This window comes from Devosia sp. (assembly GCF_041917035.1).
GTDB lineage: Bacteria > Pseudomonadota > Alphaproteobacteria > Rhizobiales > Devosiaceae > Devosia_A.
The window spans coordinates 1-19,421 of sequence record NZ_JAYRYM010000047.1; the positions used below are offsets into that span (position 1 = coordinate 1).

The following is a 19,421-nucleotide window of genomic DNA, read 5'->3' on the forward strand; positions in this document are numbered from 1 at the left end:
CACCTGGTCGATGATCACCTTCAGGCCCAGCGCATGGGCCTTCTCGATCAGGAGGTCGAAGTCCTCGAGGCTGCCGAACAGGCGGTCGACCTCCTTGTAGTCGGACACGTCGTAGCCCATGTCCTTTTGCGGCGACTGGTTGATCGGGCTGAGCCAGATGGCGTCGACGCCCAGGCTGGCGATGTGGTCGAGCCGGCGGATGATCCCCGGAAGATCGCCGACACCGTCACCATCGGTATCCTGAAACGAGCGCGGATAGACCTGATAGATCACCGCGCCGCGCCACCACTCCGTCATCGATCTCTCCCGCCACTCCGCCACTGCCGTTCCATTACTACCAGAGGCAGCTGACTGTCGTACAATCGGGAGCGGCGCGCCAGAAGCCGTGATTTGCTCCGGTGAAATAAGTTCTGGTAGGGACCTTATTAAGGGTCGAGACCGTAGTGGAGACGCAATTGCAGGCGCTGCCGATCAACTGGCTGGCCATCATACTGGCGGCCGGGGTGCGCATGCTGGTGGGCCTCGTCTGGTATTCCGACCTGCTGTTCAAGCGCAGGTGGCTGGAACTGACCAGCCAAGTTCATCCAAGGGTACCGGCGGGACCCCTCAGGGCGTTCGCGCTCGATTCAGTGATGTCGCTGCTCATGGCCTTCATCCTGTCGAGCGAGATCCATTTCATCGAGGCGGACGGCGCGTTCGCCGGGTACGTGGTGGCACTGGCGAACTGGCTCGGCTTCGTCTTTACCGTGCACGCCACGCTGTTCATCTACCAGGGACGGCCGCTGCAGCTGATCGCCATCGACGCAGGCTACAGCCTGGTGGCGCTGTCCCTGATGGGGGGGATCATCGGCGCGTGGCCGTGACTCACTCGTAGGCGACCGACGGGATCTGGGTGGCGAACTTGCCGCCCGAGACGTCGATCGAGGCGCCGCTGATGTAGGCCGCCAGATCGGACGCCAGGAAGCAGACCAGGTTGGCGACATCCTGCGGGTCGCCCCAGCGGCGCAGGGTCAGGGTATCGAGCAGGCGCTGCTTGCGGGCCTCGGGCAGGTGCGCATAGCCGTTCATGTCGGTGGGGATCATGCCCGGCGAGTAGGAATTGACCGTGACGTTGAAGGGGCCGAGTTCGCCGGCCAGCACGCGGGTGAACTGCACCACCGCCGACTTGGAGGCCGCGTAGGCGGCACTGCCGATCGAGGGGATGATGGCCGCGAAGGAAGCGGCGTTGATGATCCGGCCCGAGCCCTGACGCTGCATGACGGGCGAAACCGCCTGGCACATCAGGAAGACACCCTTGGTGTTGGTGTCGAAATTGGCGTCCCAGACCTCCTCGGCAAGCCGGTCGACCCGCGCCCCGGCGGCAACGCCGGCATTGTTGACGAGGATGTCGATGCGGCCGAACTGCTCGTCGACAGCAGCGACGGCGGCCTTCACCTGACCGGCATCGCGCACGTCGGCAAGGATGCGAACCCCCGGCAGCCCTGCCTCGAGCCACTCCATCGATGCATCGTCCAGCAGGTCCTGGCGAATGTCGATGATCGCGACGGTGACGCCTTCCTCGGCGAGGGTGCGCGCGATGACGCGGCCGATGCCGCGGCCCGCGCCGGTCACGATGGCAACCTTGCCCTTGAGATCGATCTGCATGTTCAAACCACCGCGCTGGGGAGGGGCTCGCCGGCGAAATGCGCGACGAGGTTGGCGACGACGAGGTCGCCCATCTTGTTCCGGGTCTGGTGCGTCGCGCTGCCCTGGTGCGGCGACAGCACCACGTTGTCGAGCGCGAAGAAGCCCTCGGGGACCTGCGGTTCCTTCTCGAACACGTCGAGGGCCGCCCCGCCGAGCTTTCGCGCCTGCAGCAGCTCGAGCAGCGCCGCCTCGTCGACGAGGGTGCCACGCGCGACGTTGACGAGGAAACCCTCGGGGCCGAGCGCCTCGAGCACGTCTCGACCGACGATCTTCTCGGTCGCCTTGCCGCCGGGGGCGATCAGCACCAGCCAGTCGCTGTCGCGCGCCATGTCGACCAGCTTGTCGTAGTAGATGAAGGGCTCGTCGGGCTGACGGTGCCGGCCGTGATAGACGACCCGCATCTTCATGGCCTGGCAGCGCACGGCGATTTCCTTGCCGATGCGGCCCAGCCCGAGAATGCCGACGGTCTTGCCATTGAGCTCGGTGAGCAGCGGGAAGTTGCCGGACGGCCACTTGCCCTGCCGCACGTACTGGTCGGCCTGGGGGATGCGGCGCGCCAGCGCGATCATCAGGCCGAGCGTGATCTCGGCCACCGCGTCGTTGAGCACGTTCGGCGTGTTGGTCACGCGGATGTTGCGGGCGCGGGCGGCGGCGGTATCGATCGAGTCGTAGCCGACGCCGAAATTGGCGATGATCTCGAGCTGCGGCAGCTTGTCCATGAGTTCCGGACCGACATTGCCGCCGGCAATGGCCCGCACCCGTGGCGCCACCTCCCGGATGAGCGCCTCCCTGTCCGGGGCGAGGTGCAGCTTGTGCACGGTGAAGCGCTTGCCCAGTTCGGCCTCGCAGCGGTCAAGCAGCTTGTGAGTCTGCAGAATCTCTTCCGACATGTCCGTCCCTCTGGCGCAGGTGTTTTAGGGGGGAATTGCACCCGGGTGAAGTCGAGATCGGGCCGCGCGACAGAGTTTCGCGGCAGTGCAAGCGCTGCCGCTGCACTATCCGCATGGCGCAGCGCAAAACTCCGCTGCAAGCCCGCTTGCGGCGCAGCGGCGAATGTGTAGCAATGATTTACCGAGTGGGATCGGCCGCCAGTCCAAGCAGGAGCGATGTCCGTAACGCCGCCGTTTGACGAAATGCACAATGCGGATGGATCGGTCCGCGACCCCTACCTCATTCTGGACGAGTGGCTGAAGGAACAGCCTCCCCAAGCCCTGAGCCTGATGCGTTCGGATGCCGAGAGCCTGTTCCGGCGGCTCGGGATCACCTTCGCCGTGTACGGGAGCAACGAGGGCACCGAAAAGCTCATCCCGTTCGACATCATCCCGCGCATCATCTCGGCGATGGAGTGGCGGCGGCTGTCGAAGGGCATCGAGCAGAGGGTCAAGGCCCTCAACGCCTTCCTCTACGACATCTATCACCGCCAGGAGATCCTGAAGGCCGGGAGGGTGCCGGAACGGCTGATCCTCAACAACTCGGCCTTCTGCCCGGAAATGATGGGGCTCGATCCGGCGCGCGGCGTCTATTCGCACATCATCGGGGTCGACATCGTGCGGGTCGGCCCGGACGACTTCTACGTGCTGGAGGACAACCTGCGGACCCCCTCCGGCGTCTCGTACATGCTGGAGAACCGCGAGGCGATGCTGCAGCTGGCGCCGGAATTGTTCCAGCGCTTCAAGGTTGCTCCGGTCGAGACCTATCCCGAGACGCTGCGGCGGACGATGGAGAGCGTCGCCCCCGCCAATGCCTCGGGCGCGCCGAACCTGGTGGTGCTCACGCCAGGCATCTACAACTCGGCCTATTTCGAGCACTCGTTCCTCGCCGACCAGATGGGCGCCGAACTGTGCGAGGGACAGGACCTGTTCGTCGAAAACGGCAAGGTCTACATGCGGACCACCACCGGGCCGGAACGGGTGGACGTGATCTACCGCCGGATCGACGACGACTTTCTCGATCCCCTGACGTTCCGGCCCGATTCCATGCTGGGTGTGCCCGGATTGTTCGACGCCTACCGCGCCGGCAACGTGACGTTGGTCAACGCCCCGGGAACCGGGATCGCCGACGACAAGGCGGTCTATACCTACGTGCCGGAGATCATCGAGTTCTACCTGGGTGAGAAGGCGCTCCTCAAGAACGTGCCGACCTACAACTGCACCAATGACGACGAGCGCGCCTATGTGCTCGAGCACCTGCAGGACCTGGTGGTCAAGGAGGTGCACGGTTCGGGCGGCTACGGAATGCTGGTGGGACCGGCCTCGACCAAGCAGATGCGGGAGGAGTTCCGCAAGAAGATCCTCGCTCGACCGGACAACTACATCGTGCAGCCGACGCTGGCGCTGTCCACCTGCCCCACCTTCGTCGAGCGGGGCATCGCCCCGCGCCATGTCGACCTCAGGCCATATGTGCTGGTCGGCGACGACGTGCGGATCACGCCGGGCGGCCTGACACGGGTGGCACTCAAGAAGGGCTCGCTGGTGGTGAACTCGTCGCAGGGCGGCGGCACCAAGGACACCTGGGTGCTGGAGGATTGAGGATGGTTGATCTTCATGTAGCTGGTGCCTCCTTTCCTTCTCCCCTTGCGGGAGAGGGTGCCCGAATGGCGGATGAGGGGTTTGTCTCAACCCAATCGGCCGGTCGTCGCTTCGCTCCGATCGCGCAGACTTCGTCTGCGCACCCCTCATCCGGCGCTTCGCGCCACCTTCTCCCGCAAGGGGAGAAGGGAGGTCCGGCGGAGGCTGCTGCATGCTAGGCCGGACCGCACAGAACCTGTTCTGGCTCTCGCGCTACATCGAGCGCGCCGAGAACATGGCCCGCATGTTCGAAGTGGGCTATCGCATGAGCCTGACCTCGCGGCGCGAGGGTAGTGCCTCGGAGCACCTGATCTCGATGATGCAGGCCGCCGAGGTCGACGAGGGCTTCAATCGCAAGCACAAGCAGGCCGATGTCGCCGCTGTCGCCCATTACATGATCTTCGACGAGGAGAACCTGTCGAGCGTCCGCTCGTGCCTCCTCGCGGCGCGGACCAATGCCCGTTCGGTGCGGACCGCGCTGACGCTCGAGATGTGGGAATCGATCAACGCCGCCTGGCTGGAATTCGCCGAAATCCGGCCACGCGATGTCACCGGGGCGAAGCTGCAGGAGCTGCTCGGCTGGATCAAGCAGGTGAGCCACACCTATCGCGGTGCCCTGCTCTCGACCTTCCTGCGCGACGCCGGCTATGCCTTCAGCCAGATCGGCAACTTCGTCGAACGGGCAGACAATACCGCGCGCATCCTCGACATGAAGTACTACGTGCTGCTGCCGCGCGCCACGCTGGTGGGCGGCGATGTCGATGTCCAGCAATGGACAATGATCCTCAGGGCCGCCTCGGCGCACCGCAGCTACCGGCACGTCTACCACGACCGGTACAAGGCCTGGAATATCGCCGACTACCTGATCCTTCGCCCGGAGATGCCGCGCTCGCTGAGCTTCTGTGTCTCCTGGATAAACCGGACGATCGACATGCTGGAGGAAATCTACGGGGCGCGCACCGCCGGGCACGACGCGGCCGACGCCGTGACGGCGCTCCTCGAGGACACGACGGTCGACCGCATCTTCGAGTACGGCCTGCACGAGTTCCTGACCGAGTTCATCAATCGCAACAACCGGATGACGGACGCACTGGCCGAGAGCTACAACTTCTACTGATGCTGATCACCATAAGCCATACACTGAGCCTGATGCTGGGACCGGGAACGGTGCGGAGCGTGCAGCACGTCCTGCTGACGCCGCAGTCCGGTCCGACCCAGATGGTACGCCAGTGGTCCATCGACATGCCCGGCATGGCCGGCGCGGCGAGTTTCATCGACGGGTTCGGCAATCGCGCCCATCTGGTCACGCAATACCGACCCGAAGCCCAGCTGACCGTGTCCGTGAAGGGCATCGTGGATACGATCGATCGCAACGGCGTCATCGGACGCCTGCCGGGTGAGCCGCCTTCGGCGATCTACCGCCGACCGAGCCCGCTGGCCAAAGCGGCCGGGGCGATCACCTCGAAGTTCCGCTCCGGACCGAAGGAAGGCCAGGGCCGCATCGCCCTGCTGCACGAACTCATGGCCCGCGTCGGCGAGGTGATCGGCGGGGCGCAGTCGCAGAGCCAGTCGGCCGAGGGGCAGGCACAGGCCCAGTCGCAGGGCGAGGTCGCAAAGGTCGGAGCGCCGGACTTCGCGCACGCCTTCATCGGCGCCGCCCGGGCGCTCGAGATCCCGGCGCGCTACGTCACCGGCTATGTCGCCGCCCACGGCGACGACGCCTCCTGGCACGCCTGGGCGGAGGCCTGGGACGACGGCCTGGGCTGGATCGCCTTCGATCCGGCACTGGGTTACTGCCCGACGGACAGGCACGTGCGCGTGGCAACAGGACTTGACGGGGGAGCCGTGCCGGCAATCCGTGGCGTTCCGGTGATCGCTGCGCCCCTGACCGACGTGAGCGTCGCGGCGCAGTAGACCGCTGCCGTCCGGTCCTCAGAGCCCCAGGACGTAGAGCCAGCCCGAGACCGTGAAGACGCTCAGCACGGTCGAGATGAGAATGGTGTTGGTCGCCACGTTCACCCCGCGGTTGTAGTAGGTCGCGAACACATAGGCGTTGATGCCCGAGGGCATGGCGGCGAGCAGCACGCCGTAGCGGGCGTATTCGTGGTCGACGTTGAGGATCGGCACCATCAGTACCCAGGCGATGGTCGGCTGCAGCACCAGCTTGAGCAGCGCCATGGACGTCGACTGTCCCCAGTTCTCCTGCAGCCGGTACTCGTTGAGGGCACCACCGAGGCCGAACAGCGCGACGGGGGTGACGGCCGCCGCCATCATCGAGATGAAGGCATCGGCGGGCTCGATCAGATCGAGTTGCATGATGTTGGCGACGACGCCGAGGAGGATGCCCCAGAGCAACGGATTGGAGACGATGCGCACGAGGGCGACGCCGAGCGCCTTGTGCAGCGGCGCCCCGTCCCGGCGGGCGAGCTCCATTGTCAGCATGCCCAGCGTGATCAGCACCGACGCGTGGAACGCGATGATCGAGAAGGCGACCGTCAGTGCCGTTTCGCCATAGGCGCGATGCAGGATCGGGATGCCGATCAGCACCGTGTTGGTGAACATGGCGACAAAGCCCGAGGAGACGCCCTCGCCCGGCCGGTTGCGGAAGATGCGCACGGCGATCGCCGAGCCCAGCACGAAGGAGGCGATGGCCCCGACGTAGAACGGGAGGATGACACCGAGATGGAAGGTCGTGCGAAAGTCCGCCGACGCCATGGCGCTGAACAGCAGGCACGGGGTCGCGAAGTTGTTGACGAACTGCACCAGGCCGCGCACGCCCTCGCTCGGAAACAGCCGGAATCGCACGGCGAGATAGCCGAGCGAAATCAGCGCGAAGACTGGAAGAACGACGTTCAGGATGGCGAGCATGGACGGTCACCCGCGGCGGAGTTGCCCCCTGTTGCACTGCATCGGGCCAAGGGTCAACACCAGATGAAAATCACATGCATCGGTGCCTGCCGTGCATTGATCCGGCCACCGGTTGTCCCGTAGATCGCTGCAGCAAAGCAGCCTCCCAGCCACCCGGAATCGGTCATGACCGCCCACGACGTCTTCGATATCCTCGTCATCGGCGGTGGCGTCAACGGCACCGGCATCGCGCGCGACGCGGCCGGGCGCGGCTACCGGGTCGCCCTGGCGGAGATGAACGATCTCGCCTCGGGGACGTCCTCTGCGGCGACCAAGCTGGTGCATGGCGGGCTGCGCTACCTCGAACACTACGAGTTCCGGCTGGTGCGGGAGGCCCTGATCGAGCGCGAGGTGCTGTGGGCGAGCGCCCCTCACATCATCTGGCCGATGCGGTTCGTGCTGCCCTACGAGAAGAACCTCAGGCCGGCGTGGCTGCTCAGGCTCGGGCTGTTCCTCTACGACCACCTGGGCGGCCGCAAGCTGCTGCCGGCGACCCGGACGCTCGACCTCACCGAGGACGAGGCCGGCCGCCCGCTCAAGCCCGGGTTCCGCACGGCGTTCGAGTACTCCGACGGCTGGGTCGACGATGCGCGCCTCGTCGTGCTCAACGCCCGCGACGCGGCGGATCGGGGCGCCGAGATCCTGGTGCGTACCAAGGTCGTATCGGCACGGCGGGATGCCGGAGGGTGGAGGATCGACCTGGCGCGGGCCGACGGGTCGCTCCGCACGGTCAGCGCACGGCTGCTGGTCAATGCCGGCGGACCATGGGTCGACAAGGTGATCGTCGAGGCGATGGGCCGGAACGACGCGCATCACGTGCGGCTGGTCAAGGGCAGCCACATCGTGGTGAGGCGGCTGTTCGAGCACGAGCGCTGCTATTTCTTCCAGAACCGCGACGGGCGCATCTTCTTTGCCATCCCCTACGAGGGCGACTTCACCCTGATCGGCACGACCGACAAGGACTTCGCCGGCGATCCGGCCACGGTGGCGATCGATGCCGAGGAGACGGAGTACCTGCTGGCGGCGGCGAACGAGTACTTCGCCCGGGCGGTGACCCGCGAGGACATCGTGTGGACCTATTCGGGAGTCCGCCCGCTGTTCGACGACGGCGCCAGCGCGGCGCAGGAGGCGACCCGCGACTACGTCCTGCGCGCCGAGGGCGGGAGGGACAACGGTCCGCTGATCAACGTGTTCGGGGGCAAGCTGACCACCCATCGGCGCCTCAGCGAGGAAGTGGTCGACCGCATCGACGGGATGATCGGCCCAAAAGGGCCGCGCTGGACCAGGGACGGCAAGCTGCCGGGTGGCGATTTCGCCCCGACAGGCTTCGAGGCCGAGCTGGCGCGACAGCAGGCCATCTACCCGAACCTGAACCCGCAGCTGCTGCGACGCCTGGTGCGGGCCTATGGCACGGCGGTCCCGAGCATTCTCGGGACACGGCGCGACACGGCCGACCTGGGACAGTTGTTCGGCGGCACGCTCTACCAGGTGGAAGTCGACTGGCTGATCGAGCGCGAATGGGCCCGCAGCGCCGAAGACATCCTGTGGCGGCGCAGCAAGCAGGGACTTCGCCTCAACCAGGCGGAAGTGTCGGAACTGGCGCGTTACGTGGACGCGCGCATCGGGGGGATGGAGCAATGAGCGGGAACATTCTGGCGATCGACCAGGGGACGACCTCGAGCCGGGCCATCGTGTTCGACGGCGAACAGCGGATCGCCGGCGTCGGCAAGATGGAGTTCACCCAGCACTTCCCACAGGACGGATGGGTCGAGCACATTCCCGAGGAGATCTGGGCGACCTGCCTGTGGTCGGCGAAGACGGCCCTCAAGAAGGCCAACCTGAAGGCGACCGACATCGCCGCGATCGGCATCACCAACCAGCGCGAAACCACCATCGTGTGGGATCGCTCGACCGGCAAGCCGATCTACAATGCCATCGTCTGGCAGGATCGCCGGACGCACAAGCTGTGCGAGAAGCTGCGCAAGGCCGGGCACGAGAAGCTGGTCAGCGAACGCACGGGGCTCTTGCTCGACCCGTATTTCACGGCCACCAAGCTCGCCTGGATCCTCGACAATGTGCAGGGAGCGAGGAAACGGGCCGAGCGGGGCGAACTGGCCTTCGGCACGGTCGATTCCTACCTGATCTGGCGCCTGACCGGGGGGCGCAGCCACGCGACCGACGTCACCAATGCCTGCCGAACGCTATTGTACAACATCCGGAGCAACAGCTGGGACGACGAGCTGCTGCGCCTGTTCCGCATCCCGGCGGCAATCCTGCCGGAGGTCAAGGACAATGCGGCCGATTTCGGCAGCACCGATCCCGGCATCTTCGGCGTGTCGATCCCGATCACCGGTTCGGCCGGCGACCAGCAGGCGGCCACGATCGGGCAGGCCTGCTTCACCCCGGGGATGCTGAAGTCCACCTATGGCACCGGTTGCTTCGCGCTGCTCAACACGGGCGCAGACCTGGTGCGTTCGAAGAACCGGCTGCTGACCACCATCGCCTATCGGCTCGACGGACGGACGACCTATGCCCTCGAAGGGGCCATCTTCATGGCCGGCGCGTCGGTGCAGTGGATGCGCGACATGCTCAAGATCATCGAGAAGGCCTCGGACGCGGGACCGCTTGCCGCCAAGGCCGACCCGACGCAGAATGTCTACCTCGTGCCGGCCTTTGTCGGCCTCGGGGCCCCCTGGTGGGATGCCGAGGCGCGCGCCTCGATCACCGGCCTCACCCGCAATTCCGGCCCCGCCGAACTGGCGCGCGCCGCCCTCGAGTCGGTGAGCTACCAGACGCGCGACCTGATCGATGCGATGCGAAAGGACTGGAAGGGCGCCAACGACACGGTGCTGCGCGTCGACGGCGGCATGGTCGGTTCGGACTTCACGATGCAGTTCCTGGCGGACATGCTGAACACGCCCGTCGACAGGCCGACCATCCTCGAAACGACAGCGCTCGGGGCCGCCTGGCTTGCCGGCTGGAAGGCCGGCGTCTGGCCGGATCAGCAGGGTTTTGCGGCGCGCTGGGCCCTCGATCGACAGTTCACGCCGCACATGGACGAAGCGGTGCGGAAGCGAAAGCTCAAGGGCTGGCGCGATGCGGTGCGCCGCACGCTCACCACGCGGTGAACAAGGCTCGCCGGCGGACGGGTGGCCGGGGCCTCAGTTCCACGCCGAATAGGGACCGCCGGCGATGAACGCCCAGTAGATGCCGTAGCGGCTGTTCTTGCCGGCCGGGACGGCTGCCACGGCCAGACCGAACTCCTCGAAGCGCGTCGACAGCAGCGTCTCGCGGTGGCCCTTGGAATTCAGCCAGCCGGCGATGGCCTGCTCGAGGGTCCTCTGGCCGCCGGCAACGTTTTCCCCCGAAGCACCGACAAAGCCGGAATCGACGACACGTCGGTGCAATGACAGCCCGAGGTCATGCGACAGCTGGTCCTTCGAGGCCATCAGCCGCGCCTGCACCCGGGCCGCAGATTCGAGCTGGGTGTTGTAGCGCAGCGGCGGCTTGCCGTAGCGGGCACGCGTGCCGTTGATCGCGGCAAGGATGGCGCCCTGCGTCAACTGCGGCGGCGACAATCCGGCACCGGGTCCCGGCATCGGTACGACGGTGGACGAACAGGCGGCGAGCACCGGCATAAGGGCAAGGGCGAAGAGACCGCGGCGGGAGAGCGTCATGCAGGCTTTCCGGGAAAGGGGATCGGCAAGCTAGCGCAAAACGTGGCGGCGGCAAGGCGGAGTCGCCCGCTCTCAACACGCCTGAGCCGCACGCGGCGGATGGATCGCATTTGAGATGAATTAAGCATGATCTTGCTTGGCGCTGGCCCGAGGCCCGGGGTGCGCGCAGGGTGCCGCCACGCGACGGTTGAGGGGCTAGCTTGCGATGATCGACAACGATGCGGGGCGGTTCGATGTGCGGGCGATGACCCGCCGCGAGTGGATCCGCCAGATCGACTATACCAAGAACATGCTGTTCGCCTCGGCGGCGGCCTCGCTGACGATCGTGGGAGCCGGCGCCTTCTTCCTCAGCCTGTGGCTGTAGGGCCGCATCCCGCGACGCCTCGCAGGAGTTGCGGGACGAGGGGGCGCTAGGGCTCGCCGGGGCGCTCCGCGGCCCCTGCCCCGGCGCGGATCGCCGCCGGCACGAGCACCGCATAGGTGACGAGGGCGACCAGCCAGCCCCATTGCGGCAGCTGACCGGCCAGCCAGGCCAGCGGCAGCAGCACCAGCACGTTCACCGCCAGGGCGAGGAGCGTGACCCGCGCGTGCGAGCGCAGGCGCCGCTGCAGCGCCTGGTAGGCATGGCGCCGATGCGCCTCCCACACGGCCTCCCGGTTGAGGGCCCGGCGCGCCAGCGTGGTCAGACTGTCCGCGAGAAACAGTGCGCCGAGGATCAGCCACTGCCAGATCGACAGCCAGGCGCTGGCGATGGTGGAAAAGCCGAAGAAGGCGATCATCAGGCCCAGGTAGGTGCTGCCGGTATCGCCCATGAAGATGCGCGCCGGCGCCCAGTTGAGCAGCAGGAAGCCGAGCGTCGCGGCGGCAATCCCGAGCATCCACCACAGCCGCAGATCCTCGAGCACAAGCGGTTCGGCGAGATAGGCCAGCAGGGCGCCTCCGCCCAGCAGGAAGATGGCCTCGGTACCGGCGAGGCCGTCTATGCCGTCCATGAAATTGAAGACGTTGATCCACAGGGCCCCGGACAGCGCGAGCACGACGAGCAGTACCGACTCGGGCACGGCAAGGCCGAGCTGCGGGCCGAGCGCATCCGGCGGCAGCGTCGCGACAATGGCCCCGGCAAGCAGAACCTGAGCGCCCAGACGCCAGCGCGCCGCAATCGGGCGGCGATCGTCGGAATAGCCGATGAGCGCGATGAGGACACCGGCCATCAGGACGGGCACGGCCAGCCAGGGGACCAGCATGGCCGCCAGAAGGCCGGCAAACGAGCCGCCGACGACGATGCCAAGCCCGCCGCCGACCGGGGTGGGTCGAACATGCGAGGATCGTTCGTTCGGCTCCTGGACGAGGCCGAGCCGACCCGCCCGCTTCATCACGAAGTAGGCGACGCCCAGTGACAACACCAGGGCGATGGCGGCAATGGCAAGTCCGAGAATGGCCATGAGGGCTCCACGCAGGCGAGGCCGCGAGTTAGCCCGGGCCGGGCGCGCGGCTCAAGAGCAATGATCCCCCTTCAGGGAGGGCTATCGCATCTGAACCTGTGCACCGGTGGTGGGTGGTCCCCCCTCTCCTCTTGCGGGAGAAGGTGGCGCGAAGCGCCGCATCAGGGGTCTGTTACACTACCCTGGAAACCCTCATCCGCCCTTCGGGCACCTTCTTCGCCTTCAATCGCTCCGCTGGAGCGATTGATCGCTGCGCGACCGGCTCGAAGTCCCGCAAGGGGAGAAGGCGGTCCCGGCCACTCTCAGTGCCAATTTCCGCTCAGCCGGCGTAGAGCTGCAGGCCGCCATCGACGCGCAGCAGCTGGCCATGGATGAACTTGGCCTCGGGCGAGCACAGGAAGACCACCGCATCGGCGATCTCCTCGGGCTCGGCGTAGCGATCCATCGAGACCTTGTTGGAGTTCATCTTGTCCGGATCGACCGTGCGGGTGGCCTGGAAGCGCGCGGTCTTGGAGGGGCCCGGGCTCACCACGTTGACGCGCACCCCGTGCTCGCGCACTTCGTCGGCAAGGCAGCGGGTGTAGTGCGTCACGGCAGCCTTGAGCGTGGCGTAGATGCCGCCATGCGAGACGCCGATATGGGCCGCGACCGAAGCGATGTTGACGACGATGCCGTGCTGGCGCTCGACCATCTGCGGCACGAAGGCCTGGGTGACCAGCATGGTGCCGATCAGGTTGTTGTTGGTGAGCGTCACCAGATCCTCGTAGGTGATGCCGAGGATGTTGTTGGGCACCGGCTTGTTGCCCGAGGCACCGATATCGCCGCCGGCGCAGTTGACGAGGATTTCGACCGGCCCGAACTTCTCCTCGATCTCGCGGCGCATGGCCGCAACCGCGTCCCGGTCGCCGATATTGCCGGTGACGCCCATCGAGCGAACGCCGAGCGCCTCGATGGACTTGACCGTGTCGCCCAGATTGCGGGCCTCGCCGTACTTCGCGCTCTCCTCCCAGGAGAGGTCATGCACCACGACATCGGCACCGCGCGCCGCGAGCTTTCGCGCCATGAAGCTGCCAAGGCCGCGGCCGGAACCGGTTACGAAAGCGATTTTGCCAGAAAGATCCTTTGCCACTGCGGGCCTCCAATCACATCAGTCCGAGCGCCTTGAGGTTCGCGGCACTCTTGCGGTACTGGGCTAGCTCATATTCGATCAGTTCGTGGTCAGCATTGCGCTCCCACGGGGTGCGCCACTCGGCGTCCTCGTGCAGCCGGTTACGCTGCGCCGCCAGCAGGCAGGCGGCCAGCTCCTCGGCGGGCTTGGGGGCGTAGCCATGCCACCAGTCGGGGGTGAAGAGCCGCACATGGCGGGCCTCGAGGGCGCCGATCTCGATGCAGGCGATCATCTCGTCATTGTGCTGCGCAAGGATGTCGAACATCTGCTTGTGTGGCACGCAGCCATCGCCCGACGGGCAGCGGATGAGGCGGAAGCCTTCGGGTGTGAACTGCACCCAGTAGTCCTTGACGTGGCAGTGGCGCACGTAGGGCGCGATGACGCGGGTGAAATCGAGCGGCGACTCCGCCACCGGGAAGGTGTTGGCCATGTCGAAGACGATGCGGACCGACGGACCGTACTCCTCGCAGAAGCCGACCAGCTCGCGACTGGTGAAATCCTGGTGGTTCTCGATGAGCAGGACCACGCCGGCCGCTTCGGCGAGCGGCGCAAAGGCCTCGAGCTTCTCGTTGACCGAATGGACCAGGTCGTGCCAGCGCTGCCCGGCCGCCGAGCGGTCACCGCACAGGATCGGGGTCAGCGCCAGCCGGACGTAGCGCGCATCGAGCGCCCTGGCGCAGCGGAGCAGCAGGTCGATGTCGCAGTTCTGCAGGCCGGAACTGAGGACGCGCTTCCATCCCAGTCGATCGAGCCGCCCGCGCAGGGCCGCGAGATCGGCATCGGACATTTCCTTGAACCAGCCTTCCCAGAGCTCGATGGCCTTGCCGCCCAGCTCCTCGGTGAGCGCGATGAAGCCCTCCAGCCCCTTGCCATGCGGATTGTGGCGCGGCGTCCCCATGCCCTGCAGGCCCAGATAGTAGGTGAGCCCGTAGGGGTTCAGACCGGTAGTGAGTTGCATGGGGTGCCTCGAGACAGGAGGTAGTCGCGGGTCCAGTTACCTGAGTCCCGCGTCGACGGTTATCGATTGTTTGGTGATCATGCGGCTGTCGTCGGAGGCGAGGAAGAGCACCATGCGGGCGATCTCGTCGGCGAGCAAGGTGCGCCTGAGGGCCTGCCGCGACACGATGGCGTCGATGGCGGCCTGGTCCTTGTACCACAGGCGCTTCTGCCGCTCGGTGATGACCGCACCGGGCTCGATGGCATTGACGCGGATATTGTCGCTGCCGAAGCCTCGCCCGAGGGCCCGCGTGAGCCCGACGATGCCGGCCTTTGCCGTGGCGTAGGAGGCCATGTTGTCGGCGCCCCCCCGCCAGGCGATGGAGGAGAAGTTGATGATCGAACCGCCACCGAGCTGCCGCATCTGCGGGCGCACGGCCTGGGAGGCAAAGAACTGCGGCTTGAGGTTGATGTCCTGGGAGCGATCCCAGTAGTCCTCGGTGACCTCGTCGATGGCGTGACGGTCGTCGTTGGCGGCGTTGTTGACCAAGACGCCGATCGGACCCAATTGCGCCCCGACGGCGGCGATTGCCGACTTGAGCGCATCGACGTCGGTGACGTCGCAACGGATGAAATGGGCCCCGAGCTCGGCGGCCAGTTCGCCTCCCTCCACGTCGAGGATGTCGCAGAAGGCGACGCGGCTGCGGTTGCGGGCGAAGGCGCGCACAATCTCGGCACCGATGCCGGTGGCGCCCCCGGTCACGAATACGACTCGGCCGGCGAGGCTCGGGTAAGTCGCGAAGTCAGGAATTTCAGCCGTCCTCTAGATCAGGCGCCGGGTGCCGGGGTCGAACAGGCAGGCCCGCGTCATGTCGACGGCGAGCGGCATGTTCTCGCCGGCCTTCGGCGCTTCGTCAGGCGTGAAGCGACCCACCACCTCAAGCTCGCCGAACTTGAGAACGGCCATGGTCTCGGCGCCGGTGGGCTCGACCAGTTCGACGGGCGCGGACATTTCGGCGATGCCCGGCTTGCCTCGCGTATTCTGGCTCTGACGGCTGAGGTGCTCGGGGCGAATGCCGAGCACGACCTTGCGGCTCCCGCCGACACGTTCGGCAACATCGCCGTGAAGCGGCAGGTTCGCCACGCCGCCGCTGATCGGGAAGGAGACCACGGGCCTCCCCTCCAGCGAGGTGACCTCGGCGGAGATGAAGTTCATCGACGGCGAGCCCATGAAGCCGGCCACGAAGATGTTGGCCGGCCGGTTGTAGATGATCTCGGGCTCGTCGAACTGCTGCACTTCGCCCAGGTGCATGACCGCGATGCGCGAGGCGAGCGTCATCGCCTCGACCTGATCATGCGTCACATAGACGGTGGTCTTGCCGACCCGCTGGTGCAGCTTCTTGATCTCGGTGCGCATGTCGACGCGCAGCTTGGCATCGAGGTTGGACAGCGGCTCGTCGAACAGGAACAGCTCCGGATCGCGCACCAGCGCGCGCCCCATGGCGACGCGCTGCCGCTGCCCACCCGAGAGCTGGCCGGGCTTGCGGTTGAGCAGCTGGTCGAGCTGCAGGAAGGCGGCGACGCGGGCAATCGTCTCGGCCTGCTGGGCCCTCGGGATGCCGCGGCTCTCCATGCCGAAGGCCATGTTCTCGCGCACCGTCATGGTGGGATAGAGCGCATAGGACTGGAACACCATGGCGATGTCGCGGTCCTTGGGCGCCACCGAGTTGACCATGCGGTCGCCGATCCAGATCTCGCCCGACGTCACGGTCTCGAGCCCGGCGACCATCGCCAGCAGGGTCGACTTGCCGCAGCCGGAGGGCCCGACCAGGGCGATGAACTCGCCGGCCCTGGCCTCCAGGTCGATGCCCTTGAGAACCTCGACGGTGCCAAAGTTCTTCCGCAGGTTGCGGACGGTCAGCGATGCCATTTACTTGATTGCTCCCTGCGTGAGACCGCGGACGAAGTACTTGCCGCCGAAGAAGTAGACGAGCAGCGGCGGCAGCGCGCCGATGAGCACGGCGGCACTCATCACGTCATAGGTGCGCACGGTGGTGCCGTTCAGCGACAGCGCCACGAGGGCAGAAGTGATGGGCTGGTTGGCACCGGAGTTCAGCACGACGCCGAACAGATACTCGTTCCAGATGCCGGTGAACTGCCAGATGACGGTCACGATCAGGATCGGAGGCGAGATCGGCAGGATGATCTTGAAGAAGATGCGCCAGAACCCTGCCCCGTCGATGCGTGCCGCCTTCACCAGGTCGTCGGGAATGCCGACAAAGTAGTTGCGGCAGAACAGCGTGGTGAAGCTCAGGCCCTGGATGCAGTGGACGAGCACCAGCCCATAGACGGAGTTGGCGGTATCGAGACCGGTGAGGCGCTCGATCTGGCCGAGCAGGAACGCCCAGGGCAGCAGGGCGATCTGCCCCGGCATGAACACACCGAGCAGCATCATGCCGAAGATGACCTCGGAGCCCCTGAAGCGCCACTTGGACAAGATGTAGCCGTTGAGCGCGCCCAGCATGGTGGAGATGATCGTGGCTGGGACCACCATCATCACCGAGTTCCAGAAGTAGCGCTGCATCCCCTCGCACTGCCCGCCGATGCAGAAGCTGCTCCAGGCCTGCGGCCAGCCTTCCAGGTGGAAGCTCCGCGGGAAGGCGATGAGGCCGTTCTGCGAGATTTCGGGCAGTGTCCGCATCGAGTTGAACACCACCACGAACAGCGGGACGATGTAGACGAGGGCGAACAGGACGAGCAGACCGTAGATGACGATCCGGCTGATCAGGTGGCGGCGGCTGGCGGCGGCCGCACCGGGATCGATGCCGACGGAGGACAGGGTTGCTTCAGCCACGGTTGAGCTCCCTCCTGCGGCGCCAGACCAGGTAGAGTGAATAGGGCACGAGAACCACGGCCAGGGCCGCGAGGATCATCATGGCCGCTGCCGCGCCCTCGGCGATCTCGCCGCGCTGGAACATCAGGTCGTAGACATAGGTCGCCGGGAAGGTGGTCGAGATGCCCGGGCCGGAATTGGTCAGCGCCACGGCGAGATCGAAGGTCTTGATGGCGAACTGCAGCAGCACCACCGCCACGGCGAGGAAGATCGGGGTGATCGAGGGCAGGATGACCTTGCGATAGGTGCGGAAGGTGGAGGCACCATCGATCTGCGCGGCCTTGACGATATCTCCATCCACCGAGCGCAGGCCGGCGAGGAACAGCGCCATGGCAAAGCCCGAGGATTGCCAGATGCCGGTGATGATGATGGCCCAGATGGCGTTCTTGCGATCGGTGGTCAGGGCGAACTGGAAGTCGGTCCAGCCGAGCGACTTCATCAGGAATTCAAATCCGCTGGTGGGGTTGTAGAGCCATTGCCAGACGGTGCCGGTGACGATGAACGAGACCGCCAGCGGGTAGAGGAACATGGTGCGCCAGAAGCTCTCGGCGCGCACCTTCTGGTCGATCAGCAGGGCGAGCAGCAGGCCGACGCCCATCGCCGCGGCGACATAGAAGGCGGAAAAGAAGAAGAGGTTGGAATAGGCCACGCCCCAGCGGCGATTGGCCCACAGGTCCATGTAGGGCTGCAGCCCCCTGAACCCGTAGGTGGGCAGCAGCGTCGAGTCGCTCAGCGAGATGTAAAGCGTCCAGCCGGAAAAGACGAACACGTAGACGAAGGATGCGATCAGCGACGGGGCCAGCACCATGATCGGTACCCAGCGCCTCAGCTTTTCGCCGAACGACGTGCCGCCCGCCATGGCGGCGCTGCCTGCTGAACTCACGAGCCTACCCCCGCAACGGAAACGAACCGGCCGCGGTGGAGACACCGCGGCCGGGCAGGTTCAAGGACTTACATCTGAGCTTCGACGGCGTCGGCCATTGCGTTGGCCGCGTCAGCCGAGGACATGTCCGGGGTGTTCACGAACTCGGTGATGGTGTCCATCATGGCGCCGCGGTACTTCTGCAGCACGGTCATGTTGTGGGCCATCGAGCGCACCAGCGAGCCTTCCGCGATGGACGCGGCGAGGTCCTTCTGCGCCACCTGCTGGCAGGCGTTGAAGCCGTTCGACAGGTCGACGTCGAGGCGGGCCGGGATCGAGCCCTTGGAGATGTTGAACACCGTCTGGAACTCGGGGCTCAGGATGGTCGAGGCGAGCAGCTTCTGGCCTTCCTGGAAGTCGGGATCGCTCTGCTTGAAGAACACCACCGAGTCCGAGTTCAGGATGAAGCCGGGCTTGCCCCAGTCGGTCGGGGCCTGGGCGCACAGGATGTCGTTGCCCGGATCCTTGCCGACGGCCTTCAGCACGCCGATTTCCCAGTCGCCCATGATGAAGAACAGCGCATCGCCATTGGCCATCATGTTGGAGGCGGTGTCGTAGTCGCGGCCGGCGATCGCCGGATCCATGTACTTGGACACCATCAGGCGCATCTGGTCGAAGGCCTTGATCATGCCGTCGGACCGCAGCGCGTCGATGTCACCCTCGACGAAGGCCTTCTGGAACAGGTCCTTGTCCTGGCCGTAGACGACCACTTCGAACGTGGTGGCGTCGGTCCAGTCGGCGCTGAGGTGCGCGAGGCAGACCTTGCCCCCGGCAACGGCCTTGTCGCAGGCGGCGTTGAACTCGGCCCAGGTCTTGGGCAGTTCGGTCACGCCGACCGATTCCATGGCGGCCTTGTTGCCCCAGATCCAGTTGATGCGATGGATGTTCATCGGGGCGGCAACCCACTTGCCGGCCGGCTTCATCACCGGCAGCAGTTCGGGCGCGACGACCTTGTCCCAGCCTTCGGCAGCGGCCAGTTCATCCATATCGGCGGTACCGCCGGTGGCATTCCACTCGGCGATCTCCGGGCCCTTCAACTGCACGGCGGCAGGGGCGTTGCCGGCGACGACGTCGGCGCGCAGCTTGGCAAGGGTGTTGGCCGTGTGGCCGGCGATCGCGGTCTGTTCCCACACACCGCCCTTGGCGGTGAACATCTCGCCGAGCTTGGCAATCGAGGCGGCATCCGAGCCGGATGCCCACTGGTGCAGCATCAGCACCTTGGG

General features: G+C 66.1%; 20 protein-coding genes. 7 read left to right on the top strand and 13 right to left on the bottom strand.

The window, feature by feature from the left end:
• On the bottom strand, positions 1 to 297 hold a 297-nt coding region (locus tag ACE3TU_RS07435; RefSeq protein WP_374622200.1), incomplete at its 3' end, for an alpha-amylase family glycosyl hydrolase.
• A 158-nt stretch (positions 298 to 455) separates the two neighbouring features.
• Between ACE3TU_RS07435 and ACE3TU_RS07440 the strand changes: the two genes are divergently transcribed.
• Positions 456 to 863, top strand: a complete 408-nt coding sequence (locus tag ACE3TU_RS07440) for a DUF1761 domain-containing protein (protein WP_374622203.1) — start codon at positions 456 to 458, stop codon at positions 861 to 863.
• A gap of 1 nt (position 864) precedes the next feature.
• Here ACE3TU_RS07440 and ACE3TU_RS07445 read toward each other — a convergent pair whose 3' ends face one another.
• Together ACE3TU_RS07445 and ACE3TU_RS07450 are read right to left on the bottom strand one after the other, a co-directional pair.
• Complete coding sequence (locus tag ACE3TU_RS07445; RefSeq protein ID WP_374622206.1) at positions 865 to 1,644, bottom strand: SDR family NAD(P)-dependent oxidoreductase; 780 nt, start codon at positions 1,642 to 1,644, stop codon at positions 865 to 867.
• Between the two features lie 2 nt (positions 1,645 to 1,646).
• Positions 1,647 to 2,576 carry a 2-hydroxyacid dehydrogenase gene (locus ACE3TU_RS07450; RefSeq protein WP_374622209.1) on the bottom strand — a complete coding sequence of 310 codons (930 nt, stop codon included), beginning with the start codon at positions 2,574 to 2,576 and terminating at the stop codon, positions 1,647 to 1,649.
• A gap of 216 nt (positions 2,577 to 2,792) precedes the next feature.
• Here ACE3TU_RS07450 and ACE3TU_RS07455 point away from each other — a divergent pair, with 216 nt between their 5' ends.
• The 3 genes from ACE3TU_RS07455 (at position 2,793) to ACE3TU_RS07465 (ending at position 6,167) form a co-directional block, all read left to right on the top strand.
• A complete protein-coding gene (locus ACE3TU_RS07455; RefSeq protein WP_374622212.1) occupies positions 2,793 to 4,214 on the top strand; it encodes a circularly permuted type 2 ATP-grasp protein in 1,422 nt (473 codons plus the stop codon).
• A gap of 211 nt (positions 4,215 to 4,425) precedes the next feature.
• A complete protein-coding gene (locus ACE3TU_RS07460; RefSeq protein WP_374622214.1) occupies positions 4,426 to 5,370 on the top strand; it encodes an alpha-E domain-containing protein in 945 nt (314 codons plus the stop codon).
• Positions 5,370 to 6,167: a transglutaminase domain-containing protein gene (locus ACE3TU_RS07465; RefSeq protein WP_374622217.1), complete on the top strand. Its 798-nt coding sequence runs from the start codon at positions 5,370 to 5,372 to the stop codon at positions 6,165 to 6,167. The genes ACE3TU_RS07460 and ACE3TU_RS07465 overlap by 1 nt, the downstream gene beginning before the upstream one ends.
• An 18-nt stretch (positions 6,168 to 6,185) precedes the next feature.
• Here the strand turns inward: ACE3TU_RS07465 and ACE3TU_RS07470 are convergent, their stop codons facing one another.
• Positions 6,186 to 7,121, bottom strand: a complete 936-nt coding sequence (locus tag ACE3TU_RS07470; RefSeq protein WP_374622219.1) for an AEC family transporter — start codon at positions 7,119 to 7,121, stop codon at positions 6,186 to 6,188.
• 165 nt (positions 7,122 to 7,286) lie between these two features.
• On the opposite strand from ACE3TU_RS07470, the gene glpD reads away from it, so the two are divergent.
• A complete protein-coding gene (glpD, locus tag ACE3TU_RS07475; protein ID WP_374622222.1) occupies positions 7,287 to 8,801 on the top strand; it encodes a glycerol-3-phosphate dehydrogenase in 1,515 nt (504 codons plus the stop codon).
• On the top strand, positions 8,798 to 10,288 hold the full coding sequence (glpK, locus tag ACE3TU_RS07480) for a glycerol kinase GlpK (protein WP_374622225.1): 1,491 nt from the start codon (positions 8,798 to 8,800) through the stop codon (positions 10,286 to 10,288). The genes glpD and glpK overlap by 4 nt, the downstream gene beginning before the upstream one ends.
• Before the next feature lie 33 nt (positions 10,289 to 10,321).
• Here the strand turns inward: glpK and ACE3TU_RS07485 are convergent, their stop codons facing one another.
• On the bottom strand, positions 10,322 to 10,837 hold the full coding sequence (locus ACE3TU_RS07485) for a CAP domain-containing protein (protein ID WP_374622227.1): 516 nt from the start codon (positions 10,835 to 10,837) through the stop codon (positions 10,322 to 10,324).
• 205 nt (positions 10,838 to 11,042) lie between these two features.
• Here ACE3TU_RS07485 and ACE3TU_RS07490 point away from each other — a divergent pair, with 205 nt between their 5' ends.
• A complete protein-coding gene (locus ACE3TU_RS07490) occupies positions 11,043 to 11,201 on the top strand; it encodes a hypothetical protein (protein WP_374622229.1) in 159 nt (52 codons plus the stop codon).
• 46 nt (positions 11,202 to 11,247) lie between these two features.
• Here the strand turns inward: ACE3TU_RS07490 and ACE3TU_RS07495 are convergent, their stop codons facing one another.
• The 8 genes from ACE3TU_RS07495 to ACE3TU_RS07530 all read right to left on the bottom strand — a co-directional run.
• Positions 11,248 to 12,279 carry a glycosyltransferase family 4 protein gene (locus tag ACE3TU_RS07495; RefSeq protein WP_374622231.1) on the bottom strand — a complete coding sequence of 344 codons (1,032 nt, stop codon included), beginning with the start codon at positions 12,277 to 12,279 and terminating at the stop codon, positions 11,248 to 11,250.
• 319 nt (positions 12,280 to 12,598) lie between these two features.
• Positions 12,599 to 13,408, bottom strand: a complete 810-nt coding sequence (locus tag ACE3TU_RS07500; RefSeq protein ID WP_374622234.1) for an SDR family NAD(P)-dependent oxidoreductase — start codon at positions 13,406 to 13,408, stop codon at positions 12,599 to 12,601.
• Positions 13,409 to 13,421: 13 nt separating this feature from the next.
• Entirely contained in the window at positions 13,422 to 14,405 is a 984-nt protein-coding gene (locus tag ACE3TU_RS07505; RefSeq protein ID WP_374622237.1) for a sugar phosphate isomerase/epimerase family protein, read from the bottom strand.
• Between the two features lie 36 nt (positions 14,406 to 14,441).
• On the bottom strand, positions 14,442 to 15,146 hold the full coding sequence (locus ACE3TU_RS07510; RefSeq protein ID WP_374622239.1) for an SDR family NAD(P)-dependent oxidoreductase: 705 nt from the start codon (positions 15,144 to 15,146) through the stop codon (positions 14,442 to 14,444).
• A 60-nt stretch (positions 15,147 to 15,206) separates the two neighbouring features.
• Positions 15,207 to 16,313, bottom strand: coding sequence for an ABC transporter ATP-binding protein (locus tag ACE3TU_RS07515; RefSeq protein WP_374622241.1), 1,107 nt, complete (start codon positions 16,311 to 16,313; stop codon positions 15,207 to 15,209).
• Positions 16,314 to 17,237 (bottom strand): carbohydrate ABC transporter permease, encoded by a 924-nt coding sequence (locus ACE3TU_RS07520; protein ID WP_374622244.1) that lies wholly within the window; start codon positions 17,235 to 17,237, stop codon positions 16,314 to 16,316.
• Positions 17,230 to 18,159: a carbohydrate ABC transporter permease gene (locus tag ACE3TU_RS07525; RefSeq protein ID WP_374622246.1), complete on the bottom strand. Its 930-nt coding sequence runs from the start codon at positions 18,157 to 18,159 to the stop codon at positions 17,230 to 17,232. Before ACE3TU_RS07525 ends, ACE3TU_RS07520 begins: the two co-directional genes overlap by 8 nt.
• Before the next feature lie 68 nt (positions 18,160 to 18,227).
• Positions 18,228 to 19,421, bottom strand: a 1,194-nt coding sequence (locus tag ACE3TU_RS07530; RefSeq protein WP_374622249.1) for an ABC transporter substrate-binding protein, incomplete at its 5' end; no start/stop codon positions are given.